The following is a 20,499-nucleotide window of genomic DNA, read 5'->3' on the forward strand; positions in this document are numbered from 1 at the left end:
GTCGGCACCCACCGGTAGTGCCGGCCGCTGGCCGGCACTACCGGGGATGCGGTTGCCGGCCAACGGCCGGCACTACCCATTACAGGGTGACCGTCTCCACCACTTCCAGGCCGTACCCGGCCAGGCCGACCTGGCGGCGTGGGGTGCCCAGCACGCGCAGCTTGCCCAGGCCCAGGGCGGACAGGATCTGCGCGCCGGCACCGTTGCGGCGCCACTGGCCCACATCCTTGTCCTTGCCCGGCACCACCGGCGCCGGCTGCTGGCGCAGGCGGGCCAGCAGGGCCTCGCCGTCGCGCGGGGCCGACAGCACCACCATCACGCCCGCCCCTTCGGCATCGATCGCACGCAGGGCATCGGTGGCGGCCACGCCGAAATCGTCGCGGCGCCAGTGCAGCAGGTCAGCCAGCGGGTTTTCCACCTGCACGCGCACCAGCGTGGGGCTTTCCGCGTCCGGGGTGCCGCGGACCAGGGCGAAATGCAGGTCGTGGGCGATGCGGTCGCGGTAGGTGACCAGCTTGAACGGGCCGAATTCGGTGTCGATGTCGCGCTCATCGACGCGCTCGACGGTCTTTTCGGTGGCCAGCCGGTAGGCAATCAGATCGGCGATGGAGCCCATCTTCAGGCCATGCTCGCGGGCGAACACTTCCAGCTCCGGGCGGCGCGCCATGCTGCCATCCGGGTTCAGGATCTCCACCAGCACGCCGGCCGGCTCCAGCCCGGCCAGCATGGCCAGGTCGACGCCGGCTTCGGTGTGGCCGGCACGGGTCAGCACGCCACCCGGCTGGGCGATCAGCGGGAAGATGTGGCCCGGCTGGTGCAGGTCGGCCGGCTTGGCATTCGGCTTCACCGCAGTACGGATGGTGTGCGCGCGGTCGTGCGCCGAGATGCCGGTGGTGACACCCTCGGCGGCCTCGATGCTGACCGTGAAGTTGGTCTGGAACTGCGCGGTATTGGCCTGCACCATCGGCGCCAGGCCGAGGTCGGCGGCGCGGGTACGGGTAAGCGGCAGGCACACCAGGCCACGGCCGTGGGTGACCATGAAGTTGATGTCCGACGGCTTGACCAGCTCGGCGGCCATGATCAGGTCGCCTTCGTTCTCGCGGTCTTCGTCATCGACGATGACCACCATGCGGCCCAGGCGGATCTCTTCCAGGATTTCCGGAATCGGGGCGAAATTCATGCGGCATCTCCCTCTTCAGACGGTAGCTGCCGGCCGCTGGCCGGCAGGCTGACAAGCCTTTCCACATATCGAGCCACCAGGTCGATTTCCAGGTTCACCGCGCTGCCCACGCCCGAGGCGGAGAAGGCGGTGTTGGCCACGGTGTGCGGGATCAGGGCGACTTCAAAACCTTCGTCATCCACTTCGTTGACGGTAAGGCTGACGCCGTCCACGCAGATCGAACCCTTCTTGGCGATGTAGCGGCGCAGCGAGGCCGGCGCGGCGAAGCGCCAGCGCTGGGCGCGCGCGTCTTCGTGGATGGACAGCACCTGGCCGAGGCCATCGACGTGGCCGCTGACCAGATGGCCACCGAGGCGGTCGGTCGGGCGCATGGCGCGCTCCAGGTTGATGACCGCGCCCTCGTCCAGCTGGCCCAGCGTGGTCAGGCCCAGGGTTTCGGTGGAGGCATCGGCCTGGAAGCTGCTGGCGTCAAAAGCAATGACGGTGAGGCAGACGCCGTTGATGGCGATGCTCTCGCCCATCTGCACGTGGTCGAACGGCAGATTCCCGACATTGAAGGTGAAGCGGACATCGCCGCCGATGGACTCGCGTGCGGCCAGACGGCCGACGCCTTCGATGATTCCAGTAAACAAGTAACGTTCTCCGCGAAAAGTGAGCGAAAAACGCCGCAAGGCAAACAGGCGCGCGCAGGGCATGAGCCCTGTGGCACCGTCTTCTTTCATCCGGACTATGACCGTCGGCTCCGGCATTGGACCGGATCTGCTGACCCCCGGCGTGGGCCGGGGCGCTCGCGGGCTCGTGCTTGCGCACCTACCGCCGGTGGGGAATTGCACCCCGCCCTGAAGACGTTTGTGTACCGGCGAACCGGCACCGGTAGTGTACCAGTCGCCTTGCCGGGGTCGCGCAGGGCCGGGCCATCCCTCGTTCAGCTGTGACCGGCGTCGCGTTGCTGGCCACGGCTTCGCCCCGCAGCTCGCATTCTGTAAAATTTTCATTAAAATCCGTCGCCGGACGACATGAGGTCGCCACGGGCCGCCCGCAGGGCCGGCTCGCCAATGGACTGAAATTCACAGGAATTCCCATGCGCAAGATCCTGATCGTGGCCGCTCTGCTGGCCGCCGCCCCCTTCTCGGCTTCGGCTGACGCCCTGAGCTACACCTATGTGGAAGGCGGCTGGACGCAGGTCAAGGTTGACGACAACGCACTGGACGACCCCAAGGTCGACGGCGCCTATCTGCGCGGTTCGTTCGCACTCTCCGAGCAGGTGCACGTGTTCGGCGGCTGGTCGCGTACCCGCAAGACCTACCACTACAACGACGGTTCGCTGAAGCTGGAACTGGACCAGCCGGAGCTGGGCATCGGCTACCACATGCCGTGGACCGACCGCGTCGACTTCACCGCCGACGCCGCCTGGGTGCGCCAGAACGTTGAGCTGACCGATCGTTACTACGGCTACTCCGAGCGCTTCAAGGACCACACCAACCTGGGCCGCGTCACCGTGGGCCTGCGCGGCAAGCCCTCGCCCAAGACCGAAGCCTGGGTCAAGACCGGCTACATGGATGGCGGCAACAACTTCAAGGGCACCTGGGTGGGCACCCTGGGCGGCCAGATCAACTTCACCAGGACCTGGGGCCTGGTGGGCGAGATCTCCGGCTACCGTGACGTCACCCAGTACTCGGCCGGCGTGCGCGCCAGCTTCTGATCCAACGATCGCTCCTCGTCGTGCGATCGAACGGGCCCCGCAAGGGGCCCGTTTTTTTTGGCCTCCACCGCGACGCCGCGGTACGAGACGAAACGTGTGTCGCTTTCCGCAGCCCTGCACGCGCACTGCACTGAGCGGCGCTAGGAATAGTACGAAAGGCATTGCGGGCCACCGCGACGTGGCATTGCGGAAGACTTCAATGATCTCGGCACGTTAGCGATGTTGGCGACGCCTCTGGAGACATCACGGCAAACCGACGGCCTTGTCTGATGCCCACGCGGCGCCGCATGTTCTGCCGCAGGCAACGCAACCCGCATCGCGTCATGAAAAGACACTGGATCGTCGTAGGCGACAGCACCCGCAGCAACGGGCGCGTCATCACCGGATCGCCGCATACCGATATCGAAGGCAAGGCGGTAGCACGCGAAGGTGACCGCGCGACCTGCCCGCTGCATCAAGGCATCTTTCCGATCGTGCAGGGTGACCCTACCCTGCTCATCGACGGACATCCCGTCGCGCTGCACGGGCACCACCTCGCCTGCGGCTGTCCGCTGATTTCGACCCAGCAGCGATTGGTGTATGTCACCGATGCCACCTTCCGCGATGAACCCTCCACCCCGGCACCGATACAGCTGTCTGCGTTGAAACCTGCGGTCTGTCTGGAATGTCTGCGGGCTGCGGCCAGCAGTGCCGCCCCATTGCTGGTGCGTGCGTGAGCGGCCAATACGCTTATGCACTGCTGGACTGTGCGCCGGACGAGGGCCGCGAAGCGCAGCTGCATCACCATGCCGCGCAGAACGCATTGATGCATCGCTCACTGTTCACAGGACAACCCGAAGAAGACCTCCCATTCGCTTCACCGTATCTGCTCGAACTACCGATAGGCGCCATCGAACGGCCCATCCATCACTGGTTGCGGCAGCTCGGCCGGCAGCGTGCAGGGTCGACCTGCCTGTTCTCGGACGCACCGTTCGAGGAGCTCTTCCACCATCTGCACGCACAGCTCGACATCGCCCTTCCCGATGGATCGCTGGCGCTGATGCGCTACTACGACCCGCGCGCGTGGCTGCGTTACCGCGACGTACTGACGACGCAGCAACAACGGCAACTATTCGGACCGATCAACTCGTGGCAGATCACCATGGGCGGCCTGACATGGACGCTGGCCCGCAGCGAACTGGAGCTGCAGGCGCCAATGATGCTGACACTGAGCGTTGAACAGTACGCGATGCTCTGTCTGCCGGACGCGGCCACATTCTGCAGACCACTCTCGGACGAGACACGTAGCGAATTTCCCGATGAAACTGCACATCTGAACGATGCAGCGCTCATGCAGGCGGTGTACGCAAGCTACCGCCATGCGGTGACGTCACTGCATATCACCCATCTGCCCACGGTAGTGCGATGGGTGAAGGCCGACGTGGCCTGGGCACCAGGACTTCGCAACCACGCGGTGACCGCCGTATGGTTCAAGCGGACCCTCCATGCCAATGCAACGGCAGCCGATCTGCTGGCGCTGCTTGCCTCCCGCTTTCTGGCCGACTGAAAGGAGCCGACCATGGGCGCCCTCCCATTACCACTGCCCTTGCCCCCGGTAACAACCCCGGGTGGCTGGGACCCCACTCAGGATGTTCCCGGGCACGCGCCTGGCGGGCCGCCTGGGAATATCGCAGACAGCCCTACCCTCGGCCAGGTCTGGCACAGCATCAAGGAAGCAGCAGGTACCAGCGTCGATTCCAGGACCGAGCCACGGGTGGAGTCCAGCGACACCGACTGCTCGCAGACCCGCAACCAGAACGACTGCAATGCCTGCAAGCTGGCGCAGGGCTTTCTGGTACCTGCCAACTATACGATCCCGTTGAAGCAGTACCGCGACTTCGACTACCAGCTGCGCATCGCCAATCACCTGGCAGGTCCGGAAGTGTTCACCTATACCTACGGCGGCACTGGACTGGACCGCGCTCGTCTGAGACTGACGGGTCGCAAGGGCAAGAACGAAATTACCGTTACCGAGTGGAACCACGGCGGTATCCGCTTTGATGGGTTCTGGCGGAGCCGATGCACCGTTGTGGAGGCGAAGGGGCACTACAAGCAGTTCTTTGATGAGGAAGGAAAGCTGCACCGTTGGGCATCGTCGAGCAGGCCCACAGTCTTGGAAAGTTGGGCGCGACAGCTCAACTCTCAAAGGCGACATATCCAGTCTCTTGGCAAACCCGCCAAGCTTGAATGGCATTTTCTTGAAGCCGAGTGCTTCTCCGCGGCACAAAAATCCTTCAGGGCCTTCTCAAGCCATCTCAGGCACACACCATGAACAGCATGTACAGATGCGAGATCTACTGCTCAATACCTGATGAAACACTAGACGCCCCAACAGTCTACGAACGACTCAGCGAAGTGCTCCATGCGCTTTCCGAGGTCAGTCCTGCATTGAATGGTTGGGTGGAACATTCACGCGGGAATGGCCCAGTTCCATTCTCCGAAAAATCGCGGTTCATCGAGATGCTTGCAATCAACGCGCGGCAGGACGGTGATGAGTACCCGACAGACCCCTCTGCAGCGGGCGCAGGCGCCAACCTGACCACCGCGAGAACGCACAAGGAATGGAAGGCTCCGGGGTGTGCCACGATCAACTATTGGCCCTGGTTTGGCCAGTTGACGATGGAGATCGATGCTCCGATCAAAGCATTCGGTGAGTCCGAAGCACCCATCATCGTACGTAGGTGCGTTGCGGCGATAGCGCAGGCAATCGAAGTCGAGTTCATCTCAACGGATGTCGTGGGACCGAAGCCTGAAGGCAAGGGATATGAAACCTACTACCTCAACCACAGGCTGTTCCCCCACCGCCGTTGGCTGGGCTGGATGGGCTTCGTCCCTGAGCTGGTGCCACGCAGGTTCATTCCGGAAGCCGCCGTCATCGAAGTGGTGAAAGGCAGGGGCACGATCATCGTGGCTGTAGATGCACCCTTCGACCTGCACAACCCGGACCACCTCAAGCGCGTGCACCAGGTGGAACTGCGCATGGCCAACGCGGGGCTGCTGGATGTCATCGATCCGTCGCTGCTTGAGTGAGGCGTCCGACGGCGGCGGGTAGCCGTGGCATGGAGACCTGGCATTTGCCAACGATCCACCGCCGAGAATGCGCGAATTCCATTCATTTCTACTGGGCCGCGAAGGATGCCCGTTGGACCGCATGCAAAGTGCGCTAGGCTTGCGCGCCTCTGGAACAGGAAACTCCGTCATGAAGACCCCTATCCGCACGCTGCTGGCCAGCGCCCTGCTGTGCACCCCGCTGTTTGCCACCGCCGCCCCGGCCACGCTGTCGCCCGAGCAGGCCTTCGACCTGTATGCACGCGTGCTGCTGGAAGACGACGCCGCCGCCACCCGCACGCTCAACGATGCGCTGAAGCCCGCGTTCGAAGGCCAGGACGCCGTGACCCCGACCCCGGGCGCGCTGGCCAAGGCACTGGCCGAACCCTGGCAGACCGTGCTGGCCAGCACCGGCGCCAAGGTGGACGCTGCCGCCACCGAAGCGCTGTATGCCAAGGCCCTGCGTGATTCGAAGTGCCGCGCCACCCAGAGCGTGATCGAAGACAACGAATACGTGGAAGACCAGAAGCTGGCGCGGATCAGTTTCAGCTGCCAGGTGCCCGACCTGGGCAAGGTACGCCCGCTGTTCGCCGCCAGCCTGGCCGCCGATGCCAGCCCGGCCGTGCGCAAGCAGTTCATCGATGCCTACACGCAGGCGCTGCAGACGGGCGCGCGCGTGCCGGTCAGTGGCACCTTCACCCTGTACCCGGCCAAGGACAACGGCTACTGGTACAGCGGCAATTTCGATGATCTGGTCGGCACCGTAGCCGGTGCACTGGCGCCGTTCGAGGACTGGATGCAGGACGCGCAGGCGGCCAGCGCACCGAAGGTGACCGGCGTGCCCAGCTGCGACCTGCTGCTGCAGCAGCACCGCAGCTGCGTGGCGAAGATCGCCCCGGACCAGATCAGCGGCGTGGACGCGATGGCCGAGGAACTGAAGGCCAAGGCACAGGTGCAATCGGCCGATGAAATGACGCAGGAGTGCAAGGCTCTGCGCCCGATCGCCGAGATGATGTGGACCGACACGTGCGCGTGAGCCGGTAACGCCGGGCATTGCCCGGCGATTCCCAGCTGCCGTCATGCTTCGTCATCGTCGTCCGGATGTTCGCCGAACTCCGGACGATTCTGCTGGTACTCGCAGCCGTGCAGGGTTTTGCCCTGTCCCCAGGCACGTACGATGCGCGCGCGGTCTTCCAGCCACCCGTCGGCAGCGGTGTCGGTATCGTGGAAGCCGACAAAGGCGGCTTCGTCCCAGCCATCGTAAGAGGGAAGAGCCCACTCTTCTGCCAGCGCCGGGGCGATGTCTCCGTCGAGTTCCGCGTACAGGGTCAAGCCCACCTTCACGAAGCGTGAGACGGGCCTGCCGGCGATCATCACCGGCGCCGGCGGCGTCCACCAGCGATAGCCCTCTTTGTCCTCCCCATCCTTCCAGCCCTTGAAGCGCGCGTCAGTGGTGTGCGCTGACATGCCTACCGCCCAGCCCGCCGTGTAGTTGCGCAGCGCATCGGCCCTGCAGGTCAGCACGTCATCGAGCTCGGTGGCAACATCCACCCCCGAAGCAAACACCACGTCAGGTTCCTTGCCGCGCCTGCGCAACTGCTCCATGCGTGTGTCGTAGCGATCCTCACAACCGAGCAGCACCGCATTGGGGTGGCTGGAAATGCGCGATGCGGTCAGCGAGCGTACCTGGAATCCGATGTCGCCCCTGTTGCGAAGTGACAGCTCCCGCACGTGGATGTGCGGCGCCACCGTTGCACTCAGTGGCCGCATCTCCAGCTGACGCGACATCTCCTCCAGCGTGACGCCCTCGATGATTGCCATCACTGCCTCGGAAAGAACAGCAATGCGCGTGGTTGAGTGACCGAACACCGTGATCGGTTCGGGCAGGGCCACCTCGTGCAGTGACGCGTTGGGCTGCTCGACAACAGCCCATGTATCGAATGGGCGTGTGACCTCGTTGCCCAACGCGACCGCCCACAAGTGGGGCGACAACTGCTTCGGCACCGAAGCAGGCGCACGGCATTCGATGATGGCGGTCAGGTCCTGCAGGGCCTGTGCCTGTGTGAAGGCACGCGCGGGAGCCGGCGCTTCCTCATCTGCGGACACGACAGGCGAAGCTGACACGCCGAGCAGAAGCAGCGCCGAAAGCAGCAGATTGCGGTTTGGGTGCAGCATGACAGTTACCGACGGGAGACAGCCGGTGACTGTGCGTGCGTAGTGCACGGTTTGATATGAAGATTGTTGCAAATAACGGCATCAAGATCGGCGTGACGTCGCCCGGTCATTTTCAGACGTGTTGCATGGTCAAGTGGAATTCGCCGCTGCATGCTGCCTGATCGATTCACAGCACTGCCTTGCCCTGTACATGCCTCTATTCGCCACAGCGGTCGCCGTCACGCTCTGCCAGGATGCCCATGAACACACCCACGCCTGGAAGGCTCATACCGGAGATGGTCATGCCACCTAACGCGCGATGGACTGGACTTCTACCAGCGCTGTTTGCGTTAACCGCCTGCCTGCAGCAAGCGGACAGCGACGTCGCGCGCGAGCCTGCACGCAGCAGGCTGCAGACCGATGCCCCGCGTTGCACGGAGGATGACGACATCGTGGCCTGCCTGCGACGGTACGCCTCTCCCCCGCGCAAGGTATTCACAGCACGAGCTGACTGCAGTGTGTTCACCCAGCGGGGTGACTCGGTGGCGATCGAACCCACGACCCAGGCTGCCCACCCGGCGCGTTTTCCCGACAGGGTGCGCAGCAGCGGCAAGGTACACCTGCAGATGCGGGTGGAGGCCACTGGCCGACTGGCCGGAATCCGTGTACTGGAGTCCAGCGGCCATCCCCAGCTTGCCGAGGCGGCGATGGCCGCTGCCAGGGACTGGTGCTATCTGCCCGCACACCGCGACGGCCGCGACACCGGCGGCGATGTGGAGGCATGGTTCCACTTCAACGTCGTGACTTGGCCGCAGAGCGGCAAAGCGCCACAGGCAGAGGCGTCTGCGCCTCGGTCTCCACCTCGTTGATGCCGCGCCTGGCCAGCGGCCACAGGCCATGCCTTTCGTACTTATTGCATGGATCCTGCCCGATTCCGAGGTGAGGCTGGCAGTCCTTCCAACGGGACGTTCCAATGCGGATTCCGTGCCTCCTGCTCCTGCTCTTCATCCCCTTTGCTTCACATGCAACGCCGACCGGAAAGCTCAGCCCTGAGCAGGCGTTCGACCTGTTTGCCAGGGCACTGCTTGAAAGTGATGCTGAGGCGGGCGACACCCTCCACCGTGCCATGCACGCTGCCCAGCATGGCGACGCCCTGCTCGCAGTCAAGGCTGCGCGCCTCGTTCCAGAAATGGTTGAGGCGCTTGCGAAGGGCGAGATTGACGACGACGTCCCGCCCGAGTTCGCCGCGGCGCTCGGAAAAGTGATCAGGTCGACGTACCTGCGCAGCCACTGCCGCGCGACGTCGGCAGTGCCTGTCAATGAAAGCGCGCAGGGCCTCCAGCAGGTGACGTTGTCATTCCGCTGCCAGGTTCCGGACTGGGACGCGGCGGCACCTCCGTTGACCGACGAAGTCATCAGCAGAATGAGGGCCGACGCATCATTCGCCTATGGGCTGATTACAACCACGGTGCCAACGCTGCCCCGACGCTCGATTACCGATACCGTCACTCTCACGGCTGATGCAAACGGCAACTACTTTTTCGTCGATGGGCAAGCGCTGCTTACTCCGCTGATCCAGTCCACGATGCCGATGCTGTTGCTGGCCGGTCACACCCGATCGCAGGGTCAGCCATGACAGCCGCCCGGACCGCTGATGTCAGCCAACAGGATCAGGCCAGCGCACCCAACACGCACGTCGCCCTGCCTGTTGCCAGGGCAATCATGCGAACACTGTGCGTTCCCCTCGCTCTGTGCATCGCAGTTGCCGGGCATGCTGCGGCAGAGCCCTCGATCAGCCCCGAACAGGCGTTCGAGCTTTTTACCAAGGCGGTACTGGAAAGTGACGCCGATGCGAGTGCAAAGCTGCATCGCTCAATGGTGGACATCAATCACTACGAGGCGGAATCGGTAGCGGACCTGCATCAGTATGCTCCGGCACTTGTCCAGTCAATGGTAGACGGGCTGGTCCAGTTCAAACTCTTCTCTGCCAAGTCCGCCCATGAGTACGGCACGTTGATGACCGATGCGTATGCAGGCACCCAATGCAGGGCAACGGGGACACGAGCGGCTTCGCAGTATTTGCGGGAAAAAGAGAAAGTCACGGAGATCATGGTGCAGTTCAGCTGCCAGGTGCCGGCTTTCAACACTGAGAGCGGTGAGGTGACGGATGCGGCCATTCTGAGAAAGATGCGCAAAAGCACGAAATATGCCTTCCGCACATGGGCGGCAATGCTCAAAAGCGGCGAGAAGCGCACGATGACGGGTGAGGCGATGCTGACTGGAGATCCTGATACCGGTTACTTCCCCGACGCCTACAACCTGAGATCCCTGACATCAGTGCTGTACTCGGCACTACCAGCAGAACGGGTGGATCCCTTTGCTGAGATGGAGCGGGATGCGGAGTAAAGGCCTCAGTGCCGACCAAGGTCGGCACCTACCAGAGCATTACGCGCGCAGCAGCAACCGCAGGTCCTCGCCCACCTGGCGCTGATCGACCACGCGCAGGCGGCGCTGCTGGTCCATCGCATCGATGCCGAGGCCGGCCAGCAGCGGGCGGCCGCTGTCACCCAGCAACGTGGGCGCCAGGTACAACAGCAGTTCGTCTACCCAGCCACCGCGCAGCAGCGCGCCAGCCAGGGTCGCGCCCGCTTCGGTGTGCACTTCGTTGATGCCGCGCTCGGCCAGCAGCGCCAGTACCGCGCCCAGATCGAGATGCCCATGGCGCAGCGCCACGCTGGCGAATAAGGCGTCGGCCGCATCAGGGGGACTGACGACCGCGTTGTGCAGGTACAGCGTGGGTGCCCCGCCCTCGCGCACGCGGCTGCATTCCAGCGAACGCAGGCGCGAATCGAGCACGACGCGCAGCGGTGGCATCACTTCGGCATCGGCCAGGCGCACGGTCAGCATCGGGTCGTCGGCCAGCACGGTGTCGGCGCCGGTGAGGATGGCGCCCGCACGTGCGCGCCAGTGCTGCACGTCTTCGCGCGCCGCCGCGCCGGTGATCCACTTCGATGTGCCGTCGGCCATCGCGGTGCGGCCATCCAGGCTGGCGGCCAGCTTCACCCGCAACCACGGACGGTTGCGCTCCACGCGCGACAGGAAGCCCTTGTTGAGCTCGCGTGCCTGCGCGGCCATCAAACCCTCGGCCACGTCGATGCCGGCCTCGCGCAGCAGATCGAAGCCACCGCCATCGACCTTCGGGAACGGATCGCGCATCGCCGCGACCACGCGCGATACGCCAGCCTCAATCAGGGCCAGGGCGCAGGGCGGTGTACGCCCGTAGTGCGCGCAGGGTTCCAGCGTGACGTAGGCGGTGGCACCGCGCGCTTCGCTGCCGGCCTCGCGCAGCGCGAATACTTCGGCATGCGGCCCACCGGCACGCTGGTGCCAGCCCTGCCCGACCACGCGTTCACCATGGGCGATGACGCAGCCAACCATCGGGTTGGGACGGGTGGTATAGGCACCGCGCTCGGCCAGACGCAACGCGTTGGCCATGTGCAGGTGGTCGAGGACGGAGAACGGGGTGGTCATGCCACCATGGTAACGCCGCCAGCGTGGATCCATGCCATGCGGTCTCTGTGCCAACCAAGGTTGGCACCCACCAGCGCGTCAGCCCTTCTTCTTCTTGGTCAGGGCGATCACATCGCCCAGCAGCTGCAGCTGTTCGGTGCTGGAAGGCAGCTCGCGCTCCAGCTTCTCGATCTCCTCGCGGAAATCGGCCACATCCTCGAAGCTGCGGTACACCGAGGCGAAACGCACATAGCCCACATGGTCGAGCTTGCGCAGTTCGTTCATCACGAACTCGCCGACCTTGATGGAAGGCACTTCGCGTTCGCCACTGATGCGCAGCTGGTGGACCACGGCGCGCACCGCTGCTTCGATTTTCTCTTCGGGCACGGCGCGCTTCTGCAGCGCGCGGTCGAAGCCGGCGCGCACCTTGCGCTGGTCGAAGGCCTCGCGGGTGCCATCACTCTTGACGATGGCCGGCAGCTTCAGCTCGACCGTTTCCAAGGTGCTGAAGCGTTCGTTGCAGGCCTCGCACTCGCGCCGACGACGGATCGTCGCGCCGTCTTCGGAGACGCGCGAGTCGATGACCCGGGTATCGGCATGCTGGCAGAAGGGGCAATACATGGAACGCCTGGCTCGCGAGAAGACCTGCGGCCACGGTCGTGGCAGCGTCGCAAAGGTACCTGAGAAGGGGCGCAGCAGCAATCTCCGCGCTTCTTCACTCAGGCCCGCCGCCCTTTGCCAGCCATCGGAAGTGGCAGGCAAGGCTGAGCCAGGGAGCTCCCCAACCCATCGCCAACACCAGCAGAATCGGCTCCCATCCAAAGCCCGGGACCGTCATGATCAATGCGGACACAACCTGAGCGGCAGACAGCAGAAACAGCGCCACCAGCATTGGCGCGGCCGCTTTCAATCCGTCTGGTCCACGCATCTGCCATGTATTTGCCAGCCAGACAACAAGAATGCACGCTGCCACGGACAGCACACCCCAAGCCGCACCCCATGCGAGAAATGCTCCCTTACCGCTGCCATGTGCCCATCCCCACAGCAGCACTAGCAGGCCCGCCAGGCCAGCCAATGCGCAGGGAATGGAGAATAACAAGCTATGAAGAAGCAGATAGAGGCCGTGTCGACGGCGCACGGTGCGCATTGGGGTGTCCATGCAGGAAACCTAGGCCGGCTTTCCCCAGCAAACCATGCAATTTCTTTGAAACCGCGGGTCGTGCTGTCCCAGCGGCAATGACGACACGCACGCCGAAGGCTTTACTCCTCCTGCCTTGAAAGCCACCGCATATGCCAGCTCAAACTGGCCCATGGGGCGCAAATAGTCATCAGGAAGGGGGTATACAGCAGAGCTGCTGGCTCCCACCCAATGGCCGTGAACAGCATCGCCACGGCCGCCGCGGCCTGGAAGGCAGAAACGATGGGCAGCGCCTCCAGCAAGCCTGCATGCGAATGTAGCCCTTCCACACCCGCAGTCCGCCAGCTGTCGCCCAGCACTACAGCTGCATAGGCACTCCAGACCGACATCACCACCCAGTTGGCGGCAGCCATCAGGAACGCTTCGGATGGCTGCGGCCTGGCGAGCCACACCATAAAGAGCGCGCATGTGGCCAGCACGCCAACCAACGCGCACGGAATGGAAAACAGCAACAGATGCCACCGCAACCTGACGTGCGCAAGGCGACCCAGCGGATTCATGGGGTATCCCAACCGTGAAGACCGCTGGGAGCTTAGGCAGGTCGCGCGCCCACTACCATGCAACTTGTCTTAAAAATCGGCGCGCGGATAACCGGCTCACGTCCCCCAGCGCAACCACGCCAGGTGTGCGGCCGGCAACAGGAACGGCGGCCCCAGGCCCAGGTAGCTCAACAGCGCGAATTCGCCGTCCTTGAACGCCAGATGCAGCGTGACGGCGACCACAGCCAGCGCGGCGAGGACGCCCAGCAGCAAGCCCACCCACGCCACGGGCGACGATTGCCGCAGGCCATCGCAGCCGCGCCGCAGGAATACACCGCTCAGCCACAGCCATGACAGCAGGCCGATGATCCCGCCCAGCGACCACAGCAGCAGCAACGTGGGTTCGTTGCCAGACAGGTACTTGCCGTCCATCGCGACCATCAGCCCCAGCACCGCGACGGTTCCGCCGGCAGCAAGTGCAGGCAGGCCAAGCACGAGACCGCCCACCGCAACCATCCGTTTGTGCAGATGCTCATCCATGCATCCGGTCTCCTTCCATGGGCCTCATCATGCGCGGCGTTTGAGCCACACCAGCATCGCGGCCGGCACCAGCAGCGACGGGCCCAGCATCAGCACTTCCAACGCCGAGCCGACCTCCTGCCATCCGATCCACGCGGCCAGCCAGATGACCGGTAGTGCGGCCAGGCCACCGGCCAGCAGCAGCCACCACCACACCGCGCGCACCTGCAGTCCGGCCCGCCCCTGCAGCAGATAGCCCGCGCTGAGCCACAGCCAGGCCAGGCAGCCGGCAATGCCGGCCAGGCCCCACAGCGGCATCACGGTCACCGAGGCCAAGGTGCCATGGCCGAACTGGCCCAGCCCCATCAGCAGCAGCATCGTCGCCGCCGCGCCGCCCATCAACAGGCTGGGCAGGCCGAACACCGCCGCAAGAGCGGCATACAGGTACTTGAGGCGGCGCTCGTCCATGCGCGGGTGCTCCGATGCCGGGGTCAGAGCCCTTCCCGCGGGAAGGGTTCCGACCCCACGGGACCGATCAGCCGTAGACCGGGTACTTGCGGCACTGCGCGCTGACGGCGTCGCGCACGCGGGCGATGACCGCTTCATCGGCCGGAGCATCGAGCACGTCGGCGATCCAGTTGGCCAGGTCCACGCAATCCTGTTCGACGTAACCGCGGGTGGTCACCGCCGGGGTGCCCAGGCGCAGGCCCGAGGTCACGAACGGCGAACGCGGGTCGTTCGGCACCGAGTTCTTGTTGACGGTGATGTGGGCCTTGCCCAGCGCGGCTTCCGCGTCCTTGCCGGACACGTCCTTGCCGATCATGTCGACCAGCATCAGGTGGTTCTGGGTGCCGCCGGAAACGATCTTGTAGCCACGTGCGATGAGCGTGTTGGCCATCGCCTGGGCGTTCTTCACCACCTGCTGCTGGTAGGCCTTGAAGCCCGGCTCCAGCGCTTCCTTGAAGGCCACGGCCTTGCCGGCGATGACGTGCATCAGCGGACCGCCCTGGATGCCCGGGAACACGATCGACTGCAGCTTCTTGACCAGGTCTTCGTCGGCGCCCTTGGCCACGATGATGCCGCCGCGCGGGCCGCGCAGGGTCTTGTGGGTGGTCGAGGTGACCACGTGGGCGTGTTCCAGCGGGCTCGGGTAGACGCCAGCGGCGACCAGGCCGGCCACGTGGGCCATGTCGACGAACAGGTAGGCACCGACCTTGTCGGCGATGGCGCGGAAGCGCGCCCAGTCGATCACCTGCGAGTAGGCCGAGAAGCCGGCCACGACCATCTTCGGCTTGTGCTCCAGGGCCAGGCGCTCGACTTCGTCGTAATCGATCAGGCCCTGGTCGTTCACGCCGTACTGCACGGCGTTGAACAGCTTGCCGGAAGCATTCACCTTGGCACCGTGGGTGAGGTGACCACCGTGGGCCAGGCTCATGCCGAGGATGGTGTCGCCCGGCTGCAGCAGGGCGAAGTACACGGCCTGGTTGGCCTGCGAGCCGCTGTGCGGCTGCACGTTGGCGTAGTCGGCACCGAACAGCTGCTTGAGGCGGTCGATGGCCAGCTGCTCGGCGATGTCCACGTATTCGCAGCCACCGTAGTAGCGCTTGCCCGGGTAGCCTTCGGCGTACTTGTTGGTCAGCTGGCTGCCCTGGGCCTCCATCACCGCCGGGCTGGTGTAGTTCTCGCTGGCGATCAGCTCGACGTGGTCTTCCTGGCGCTGGGTCTCAGCGGCAATGGCCTTGGCCAGTTCGGGATCGTAGGATTCGATGCGGACGTCACGCGGGAACATCGGGTACTCCAGCAGGCAGGGAAAGGGGGTACGACTCAGCCCTCGATTGTAGCCCCGCACCGGCCTGCTGGGGCCGAAACGGACGGGGCCGGCATCCCCGAAGGAATCCGGCCCCGTATGGTTTCGCCTGCCGTATCGGCTGATCCACGCCATGCGTGGACCAGACCGCCGGCTCAGCGCCCGCTGAGCACGTACTGGGCGATCACGCCGGTGGCGATGGCCACCAGCAGCATGTTGCCGCGGTCATCGCGGATCCAGTGGTGGCCATAGGGCGGGCGGCGCAGGTGGTAGCGCGGGTAGTCGTTCACCACATAGACCGGGCCGGAGTAGTAGTTGCGATAGGGCGAACCGACGCGCCAGCCGTAGCTGCCATAGCGCGGCGGCGGTGCCGGCCGATAGACCACCCGCGGCGGTGCCGGGCGGTAGTAGCGGTCGTGGTCGCGGTGCCAGTCGCGGCGGTCACGCTCCCAGTCGCGGCGGGCCTCGCGGCGGTCGCGCTCCCAGTCGCGGCGGTCCTGGCGCCACTCGCGGCGGTCTTCGCGCCACTCACGGCGGTCGCGGTGGTCGTTGTCGGCGAAGGCCGGGGCGACGGCACCCAACGCCAGCACAGAGGCCACGGCGCCGGCCATTACTCGATTGATGCGCATGTCAGACCTCTGCTTGAGTGGGTGGTGGTGAGCCCATATTGCGCACTTGATCTGAACCGTTTCCAGCTGGAAACGCTTCCCGTTTCAGGACTGTGACCGGGTATTCAGGCGATAGCCAGCCCGGCGCCCCCTGCCCGGCGCGGCCCGGAACCGGTTCCGGCTATAATTGGCAGTACACCTTTTCAGTCTGTGCCCGCTGCCGCAACGGGATGTTCCCGTGACGGACCGGGCGCAGGGCCGCGCCTACGGAGACCTCATGTCCTCGCAATACATCTACACCATGAACCGCGTGTCCAAGGTGGTCCCGCCCAAGCGGCAGATCATCAAGGACATCTCGCTGTCCTTCTTCCCGGGCGCGAAGATCGGCCTGCTGGGCCTGAACGGCGCCGGCAAGTCCACTGTGCTGAAGATCATGGCCGGCGTGGACACCGATTTCGAGGGCGAAGCCCGCCCGCAGCCGGGCATCAAGGTCGGCTACCTGGCGCAGGAACCGGAACTGGACCCGACCAAGACCGTGCGTGAAGCGGTCGAGGAAGGCGTGGGCGAAGTGCTGCAGGCCCAGGCCGCGCTGGACGCGGTGTACCTGGCCTATGCCGAGGAAGGCGCCGACTTCGACGCGCTGGCCAAGGAACAGGAACGCCTGGAGGCGATCCTGGCCGCCGGCGACGCGCACACCCTGGAAAACCAGCTGGACGTGGCCGCCGATGCGCTGCGCCTGCCGCCGTGGGATGCCGTGGTCGGCAAGCTGTCCGGTGGTGAGAAGCGCCGCGTGGCGCTGTGCCGCCTGCTGCTGCAGAAGCCGGACATGCTGCTGCTCGACGAACCGACCAACCACCTCGACGCCGAGTCGGTGGAGTGGCTGGAACAGTTCCTGGCGCGCTACACCGGCACCGTCGTGGCGGTCACCCATGATCGCTACTTCCTGGACAACGCCGCCGAGTGGATCCTGGAACTGGACCGCGGCCGCGGCATCCCGTGGAAGGGCAACTACACCGACTGGCTGACCCAGAAGGACGAGCGCCTGAAGCAGGAAGACAACCAGGAAAAGGCTCGCCAGAAGGCGATCCAGAAGGAACTGGAATGGTCGCGCCAGAACGCCAAGGGCGGCCGCACCAAGGGCAAGGCCCGTCTGGCCCGCCTGGAAGAGCTGCAGTCGGTCGATTACCAGAAGCGCAACGAGACCAATGAGATCTTCATCCCGCCGGGCGAGCGCCTGGGCAATGCGGTGATGGAGTTCAAGAACGTCTCCAAGAAGTTCGGCGACCGCCTGCTGTTCGACAACCTGAGCTTCCTGGTGCCGGCCGGCGCCATCGTCGGCATCATCGGCCCCAACGGTGCCGGTAAGTCGACCCTGTTCAAGATGATCACCGGCCAGGAAAAGCCGGATACCGGCGAGATCGTGGTCGGCCCGACCGTGAAGCTGTCCTACGTGGACCAGAGCCGCGACGCGCTGGAAGGCAACCACAACGTCTTCCAGGAAATCGCGGGCGGCCTGGACATCCTCAACATCAACGGCATCGAGATCCAGTCGCGCGCCTACATCGGCCGCTTCAACTTCAAGGGCCAGGACCAGCAGAAGATGGTCGGTTCGCTGTCCGGTGGTGAGCGTGGCCGCCTGCACATGGCCAAGACCCTGCTGCAGGGTGGCAACGTGCTGTTGCTCGACGAACCGTCCAACGACCTGGACATCGAAACCCTGCGTGCGCTGGAAGATGCGCTGCTGGAGTTCCCGGGCAACACCTTCGTCATTTCGCATGACCGCTGGTTCCTGGATCGCATCGCGACCCACATCCTGGCGTTCGAAGGCGACTCGCACGTGGAGTTCTTCCAGGGCAACTACCGCGAGTACGAAGAAGACAAGCGCCGCCGCATGGGCGACGACGCTGCGCCGAAGCGCCTGCGCTTCAAGGCGCTGAAGTAACGGTTCCTGCAGGAAACGAAAGGCCGCGCTCGCGCGGCCTTTCGTCATTCAAGAGGACCTATCGCCACGCATTGTCGTTTTCAGCCGCCCTGGCCCACCGACTCCAGCCACGCTGGACCGCCTCGCCCTCAACCGGCCTTGCTGCACCCGGCACCCACCGCACTTTGCAACTCGTTGTATGTTTCCGCCCGCGCTCATCGGGTTTCCTACGCCCCGCTTCATCCCCCAACGTAGGAAACCGCAATGAAAACTCTGATCATCACCACGGCCGCCCTGCTGCTGTCGGGCACTGCCACGGCCGCCACCCCTGACTGGGACGGCTTCTACCTGGGTGCGCAGGCCTCGCATGGCGAGGGGCACAGCAAGGACCGCAGCAATGCCAGCGCCTCGGAAAAGAGCGTGCGCGGCTTCAGTGGCGGCGTGCAGGGTGGGCGTCGCTGGCAGTTCGACAACAACATCGTGGTCGGCGTTGAAGGCGCGCTGTCGTTCGGCAACATCACGCGTGACTGGAAGGATCGCGAGCAGCACCGGTACAGCCCGTACTACGGCAAGGATGCGGTGACCCGTTCGGGCACCTTCGATGTGACGCTGGGCCGAGCGATGGGTCGCTGGCTGCCCTACCTCGGCGCCGGCGTGACAGTGGCCCAGCAGGCATTCACGCTGGGCTGCGACAAATCGCTGGTGGAAGCCACCAACGGCTGCCGCGTGGCCGAGTTCGAGACCCGTGCCTCGCACCTGTCCACCGGCGCCAACGCCACGGCAGGCGTGCTGTACCGCTTCAACGACCGGCTTTCCGCCGGTGCCGAGTACCGCTACACCCACCTGGGTTCCAGCCCGGTGACGCTCGACGATCCCAACTACCCGGCCGCGGCCCGCCGCAGCTTCCATACCGACTACAGCAGCGCTACGCTGAAGTTGAACTACCACTTCTAACCGCCTGACGACGCACCTGCGGCACCTTCGGGCGGCAGGGCGCGCAGGCATGAGAGATCTGCGATGCCCCTGTTCGAACGCCTGTTCCAGCTGCAGCAGCACGGCACCACCGTGCGCACCGAGCTGCTGGCCGGTGTCACCACCTTCCTGACGATGTCCTACATCGTCTTCGTGAACCCCGAGATCCTCGGCACCACCGGCATGGATGCCGGTGCAGTGTTCGTGGCCACCTGCCTGGCCGCCGCGCTGGGTTCGGCGGTGATGGCACTGGCCGCCAACTTCCCGGTTGGCATGGCGCCGGGCATGGGCCTGAACGCGTTCTTTGCCTTCACCGTGGTCGGCGCTGCCGGCCTGCCGTGGCAGCAGGCGCTGGGTGCGGTGTTCATCTCCGGCCTGGTGTTCCTGGTGCTGTCGCTGACCGGCGTGCGCGCGTGGCTGGTGTCGGGCATTCCGGCATCACTGCGTTCGGCGATCGTGGCCGGCATCGGCCTGTTCCTGGCGATCATCGCGCTGCAGAAATCCGGCGTGATCGTCGGCAATGAAGACACGCTGGTGGCGCTGGGCCCGTTGAACACCGCGCCGCCGCTGCTGGCACTGGCCGGCTTCCTGCTGATCGCGGTGCTGGAAGCACGCCGCATCCGTGGCGCGATCCTGATCGGCATCCTGGCGGTGACGGCCGCAGGCTGGGCACTGGGTGATGTGCAGTATCAGGGCCTGGTGTCGCTGCCACCGAGCCTGGCCCCGACCTTCCTGCAGCTGGACCTGCCGGGCCTGCTGCACCACGACGGCGGCGCGCCGATCGCGGTGCTGCTGCAGGTGGTGCTGGTGTTCGTGCTGGTGGAAGTGTTCGATGCCACCGGCACGTTGTATGGCGTGGTCGGCCGCGCCGGCCTGCTGAAGCTGCCGGGCGCACAGAAGCGTTTCGGTCGCGCACTGCTGGCCGACAGCACGGCGATCGTCGCCGGTTCGATGCTCGGCACCAGCAGCACCACCGCCTTCGCCGAAAGCGCCTCGGGCGTGCAGGTGGGCGGCCGTACCGGCCTGACAGCGCTGGTGGTGTCGGCGTTGTTCCTGGCCGCCCTGCTCTTCTCGCCGCTGGCGGCGATGGTGCCCAGCTATGCCACTGCGCCGGCGCTGCTGTTCGTGGCCGGATTGATGCTGCGCGAACTGGTGGAAGTGGACTGGAGCGACCTGACCGAATCGGTACCCGCCGCGCTGTGTGCGCTGGCGATGCCGTTCACCTACTCGATTGCCAACGGCCTGGCGTTTGGTTTCATCGCCTACGCCGCGCTGAAGGCGGGCACCGGCCGCTGGCGCGAAGTGCACCCGGCGGTGTGGCTGGTGGCGGTGCTGTTCACCCTGCGCTACGCGCTGGAGTAA

At 65.1% G+C, this 20,499-nt stretch carries 23 protein-coding genes and 1 riboswitch; of the genes, 12 read left to right on the top strand and 11 right to left on the bottom strand.

The genetic code is table 11. From position 1 onward, the window contains the following. Positions 1-79: 79 nt before the first annotated feature. Entirely contained in the window at positions 80-1,180 is a 1,101-nt protein-coding gene (gene ribB, locus QRO93_RS11655; protein ID WP_285304221.1) for a 3,4-dihydroxy-2-butanone-4-phosphate synthase, read from the bottom strand. Next, positions 1,177-1,812 (bottom strand): riboflavin synthase, encoded by a 636-nt coding sequence (locus tag QRO93_RS11660; protein ID WP_180878748.1) that lies wholly within the window; start codon positions 1,810-1,812, stop codon positions 1,177-1,179. Before QRO93_RS11660 ends, ribB begins: the two co-directional genes overlap by 4 nt. 74 nt (positions 1,813-1,886) lie before the next feature. Beyond that, positions 1,887-2,031, bottom strand: a riboswitch (FMN riboswitch). 230 nt (positions 2,032-2,261) lie between these two features. Between QRO93_RS11660 and QRO93_RS11665 the strand changes: the two genes are divergently transcribed. The 6 genes from QRO93_RS11665 (at position 2,262) to QRO93_RS11690 (ending at position 7,005) form a co-directional block, all read left to right on the top strand. Next, positions 2,262-2,882 carry a hypothetical protein gene (locus QRO93_RS11665; RefSeq protein ID WP_053448782.1) on the top strand — a complete coding sequence of 207 codons (621 nt, stop codon included), beginning with the start codon at positions 2,262-2,264 and terminating at the stop codon, positions 2,880-2,882. Positions 2,883-3,151: 269 nt separating this feature from the next. Further along, positions 3,152-3,598: a PAAR domain-containing protein gene (locus QRO93_RS11670; RefSeq protein ID WP_258010928.1), complete on the top strand. Its 447-nt coding sequence runs from the start codon at positions 3,152-3,154 to the stop codon at positions 3,596-3,598. Beyond that, entirely contained in the window at positions 3,595-4,428 is an 834-nt protein-coding gene (locus QRO93_RS11675; RefSeq protein ID WP_285304222.1) for a DUF4123 domain-containing protein, read from the top strand. Before QRO93_RS11670 ends, QRO93_RS11675 begins: the two co-directional genes overlap by 4 nt. A gap of 12 nt (positions 4,429-4,440) precedes the next feature. Then, entirely contained in the window at positions 4,441-5,193 is a 753-nt protein-coding gene (locus QRO93_RS11680) for a Tox-REase-5 domain-containing protein (RefSeq protein WP_180878749.1), read from the top strand. Further along, positions 5,190-5,951 (top strand): Imm52 family immunity protein, encoded by a 762-nt coding sequence (locus QRO93_RS11685; RefSeq protein ID WP_180878750.1) that lies wholly within the window; start codon positions 5,190-5,192, stop codon positions 5,949-5,951. The genes QRO93_RS11680 and QRO93_RS11685 overlap by 4 nt, the downstream gene beginning before the upstream one ends. 169 nt (positions 5,952-6,120) lie before the next feature. Then, positions 6,121-7,005: a hypothetical protein gene (locus QRO93_RS11690; RefSeq protein WP_180878751.1), complete on the top strand. Its 885-nt coding sequence runs from the start codon at positions 6,121-6,123 to the stop codon at positions 7,003-7,005. 41 nt (positions 7,006-7,046) lie between these two features. On the opposite strand, the gene QRO93_RS11695 is transcribed toward QRO93_RS11690, so the two are convergent. Continuing rightward, a complete protein-coding gene (locus QRO93_RS11695; protein ID WP_180878752.1) occupies positions 7,047-8,144 on the bottom strand; it encodes a hypothetical protein in 1,098 nt (365 codons plus the stop codon). Between the two features lie 521 nt (positions 8,145-8,665). On the opposite strand from QRO93_RS11695, the gene QRO93_RS11700 reads away from it, so the two are divergent. The 3 genes from QRO93_RS11700 to QRO93_RS11710 all read left to right on the top strand — a co-directional run bounded on the left by QRO93_RS11700 (position 8,666) and on the right by QRO93_RS11710 (position 10,529). Then, on the top strand, positions 8,666-8,992 hold the full coding sequence (locus tag QRO93_RS11700) for an energy transducer TonB (protein ID WP_219626160.1): 327 nt from the start codon (positions 8,666-8,668) through the stop codon (positions 8,990-8,992). A gap of 104 nt (positions 8,993-9,096) precedes the next feature. Further along, on the top strand, positions 9,097-9,759 hold the full coding sequence (locus QRO93_RS11705) for a hypothetical protein (protein ID WP_180878753.1): 663 nt from the start codon (positions 9,097-9,099) through the stop codon (positions 9,757-9,759). Continuing rightward, complete coding sequence (locus QRO93_RS11710) at positions 9,756-10,529, top strand: hypothetical protein (RefSeq protein ID WP_053448776.1); 774 nt, start codon at positions 9,756-9,758, stop codon at positions 10,527-10,529. Before QRO93_RS11705 ends, QRO93_RS11710 begins: the two co-directional genes overlap by 4 nt. Before the next feature lie 39 nt (positions 10,530-10,568). On the opposite strand, the gene ribD is transcribed toward QRO93_RS11710, so the two are convergent. From ribD to QRO93_RS11750, 8 genes are all read right to left on the bottom strand, one after another. Continuing rightward, positions 10,569-11,687 carry a bifunctional diaminohydroxyphosphoribosylaminopyrimidine deaminase/5-amino-6-(5-phosphoribosylamino)uracil reductase RibD gene (ribD, locus tag QRO93_RS11715; protein ID WP_258010930.1) on the bottom strand — a complete coding sequence of 373 codons (1,119 nt, stop codon included), beginning with the start codon at positions 11,685-11,687 and terminating at the stop codon, positions 10,569-10,571. Between the two features lie 45 nt (positions 11,688-11,732). After that, complete coding sequence (gene nrdR, locus QRO93_RS11720) at positions 11,733-12,254, bottom strand: transcriptional regulator NrdR (RefSeq protein WP_004154186.1); 522 nt, start codon at positions 12,252-12,254, stop codon at positions 11,733-11,735. Between the two features lie 94 nt (positions 12,255-12,348). Further along, complete coding sequence (locus tag QRO93_RS11725; RefSeq protein ID WP_180878754.1) at positions 12,349-12,780, bottom strand: hypothetical protein; 432 nt, start codon at positions 12,778-12,780, stop codon at positions 12,349-12,351. A gap of 113 nt (positions 12,781-12,893) precedes the next feature. Next, on the bottom strand, positions 12,894-13,331 hold the full coding sequence (locus QRO93_RS11730; RefSeq protein ID WP_180878755.1) for a hypothetical protein: 438 nt from the start codon (positions 13,329-13,331) through the stop codon (positions 12,894-12,896). 96 nt (positions 13,332-13,427) lie between these two features. Further along, positions 13,428-13,850: a hypothetical protein gene (locus tag QRO93_RS11735; protein ID WP_180878756.1), complete on the bottom strand. Its 423-nt coding sequence runs from the start codon at positions 13,848-13,850 to the stop codon at positions 13,428-13,430. Between the two features lie 27 nt (positions 13,851-13,877). Beyond that, the gene (locus QRO93_RS11740) at positions 13,878-14,297 is read right to left on the bottom strand and encodes a hypothetical protein (RefSeq protein WP_164087430.1); all 420 of its coding nucleotides are present in this window, start codon (positions 14,295-14,297) and stop codon (positions 13,878-13,880) included. Positions 14,298-14,364: 67 nt separating this feature from the next. Next, complete coding sequence (gene glyA, locus QRO93_RS11745) at positions 14,365-15,618, bottom strand: serine hydroxymethyltransferase (RefSeq protein ID WP_053509807.1); 1,254 nt, start codon at positions 15,616-15,618, stop codon at positions 14,365-14,367. Positions 15,619-15,791: 173 nt separating this feature from the next. Next, positions 15,792-16,265: an RcnB family protein gene (locus QRO93_RS11750; RefSeq protein ID WP_008267952.1), complete on the bottom strand. Its 474-nt coding sequence runs from the start codon at positions 16,263-16,265 to the stop codon at positions 15,792-15,794. Between the two features lie 256 nt (positions 16,266-16,521). On the opposite strand from QRO93_RS11750, the gene ettA reads away from it, so the two are divergent. The 3 genes from ettA to QRO93_RS11765 all read left to right on the top strand — a co-directional run bounded on the left by ettA (position 16,522) and on the right by QRO93_RS11765 (position 20,499). Then, a complete protein-coding gene (gene ettA / locus QRO93_RS11755; RefSeq protein ID WP_005412220.1) occupies positions 16,522-18,186 on the top strand; it encodes an energy-dependent translational throttle protein EttA in 1,665 nt (554 codons plus the stop codon). Positions 18,187-18,429: 243 nt separating this feature from the next. Then, on the top strand, positions 18,430-19,119 hold the full coding sequence (locus QRO93_RS11760) for an outer membrane protein (protein WP_164087429.1): 690 nt from the start codon (positions 18,430-18,432) through the stop codon (positions 19,117-19,119). Positions 19,120-19,182: 63 nt separating this feature from the next. Next, positions 19,183-20,499 carry an NCS2 family permease gene (locus QRO93_RS11765; protein WP_164087428.1) on the top strand — a complete coding sequence of 439 codons (1,317 nt, stop codon included), beginning with the start codon at positions 19,183-19,185 and terminating at the stop codon, positions 20,497-20,499.

It is taken from the genome of Stenotrophomonas maltophilia group sp. Smal17 (assembly GCF_030237045.1).
GTDB lineage: Bacteria > Pseudomonadota > Gammaproteobacteria > Xanthomonadales > Xanthomonadaceae > Stenotrophomonas > Stenotrophomonas forensis.

What these genes read in the sequence shown, in the direction of transcription:
- ribB (WP_285304221.1), bottom strand. Translation starts at nt 1,180, where the DNA reads ATGAATTTCGCCCCGATTCCGGAAATCCTGGAAGAGATCCGCCTGGGC.
- QRO93_RS11665 (WP_053448782.1), top strand. Translation starts at nt 2,262, where the DNA reads ATGCGCAAGATCCTGATCGTGGCCGCTCTGCTGGCCGCCGCCCCCTTC.
- QRO93_RS11670 (WP_258010928.1), top strand. Translation starts at nt 3,152, where the DNA reads ATGCCCACGCGGCGCCGCATGTTCTGCCGCAGGCAACGCAACCCGCAT.
- QRO93_RS11680 (WP_180878749.1), top strand. Translation starts at nt 4,441, where the DNA reads ATGGGCGCCCTCCCATTACCACTGCCCTTGCCCCCGGTAACAACCCCG.
- QRO93_RS11685 (WP_180878750.1), top strand. Translation starts at nt 5,190, where the DNA reads ATGAACAGCATGTACAGATGCGAGATCTACTGCTCAATACCTGATGAA.
- QRO93_RS11690 (WP_180878751.1), top strand. Translation starts at nt 6,121, where the DNA reads ATGAAGACCCCTATCCGCACGCTGCTGGCCAGCGCCCTGCTGTGCACC.
- QRO93_RS11695 (WP_180878752.1), bottom strand. Translation starts at nt 8,144, where the DNA reads ATGCTGCACCCAAACCGCAATCTGCTGCTTTCGGCGCTGCTTCTGCTC.
- QRO93_RS11705 (WP_180878753.1), top strand. Translation starts at nt 9,097, where the DNA reads ATGCGGATTCCGTGCCTCCTGCTCCTGCTCTTCATCCCCTTTGCTTCA.
- QRO93_RS11710 (WP_053448776.1), top strand. Translation starts at nt 9,756, where the DNA reads ATGACAGCCGCCCGGACCGCTGATGTCAGCCAACAGGATCAGGCCAGC.
- ribD (WP_258010930.1), bottom strand. Translation starts at nt 11,687, where the DNA reads ATGGATCCACGCTGGCGGCGTTACCATGGTGGCATGACCACCCCGTTC.
- nrdR (WP_004154186.1), bottom strand. Translation starts at nt 12,254, where the DNA reads ATGTATTGCCCCTTCTGCCAGCATGCCGATACCCGGGTCATCGACTCG.
- QRO93_RS11725 (WP_180878754.1), bottom strand. Translation starts at nt 12,780, where the DNA reads ATGCGCACCGTGCGCCGTCGACACGGCCTCTATCTGCTTCTTCATAGC.
- QRO93_RS11730 (WP_180878755.1), bottom strand. Translation starts at nt 13,331, where the DNA reads ATGAATCCGCTGGGTCGCCTTGCGCACGTCAGGTTGCGGTGGCATCTG.
- QRO93_RS11735 (WP_180878756.1), bottom strand. Translation starts at nt 13,850, where the DNA reads ATGGATGAGCATCTGCACAAACGGATGGTTGCGGTGGGCGGTCTCGTG.
- QRO93_RS11740 (WP_164087430.1), bottom strand. Translation starts at nt 14,297, where the DNA reads ATGGACGAGCGCCGCCTCAAGTACCTGTATGCCGCTCTTGCGGCGGTG.
- glyA (WP_053509807.1), bottom strand. Translation starts at nt 15,618, where the DNA reads ATGTTCCCGCGTGACGTCCGCATCGAATCCTACGATCCCGAACTGGCC.
- QRO93_RS11750 (WP_008267952.1), bottom strand. Translation starts at nt 16,265, where the DNA reads ATGCGCATCAATCGAGTAATGGCCGGCGCCGTGGCCTCTGTGCTGGCG.
- ettA (WP_005412220.1), top strand. Translation starts at nt 16,522, where the DNA reads ATGTCCTCGCAATACATCTACACCATGAACCGCGTGTCCAAGGTGGTC.
- QRO93_RS11760 (WP_164087429.1), top strand. Translation starts at nt 18,430, where the DNA reads ATGAAAACTCTGATCATCACCACGGCCGCCCTGCTGCTGTCGGGCACT.
- QRO93_RS11765 (WP_164087428.1), top strand. Translation starts at nt 19,183, where the DNA reads ATGCCCCTGTTCGAACGCCTGTTCCAGCTGCAGCAGCACGGCACCACC.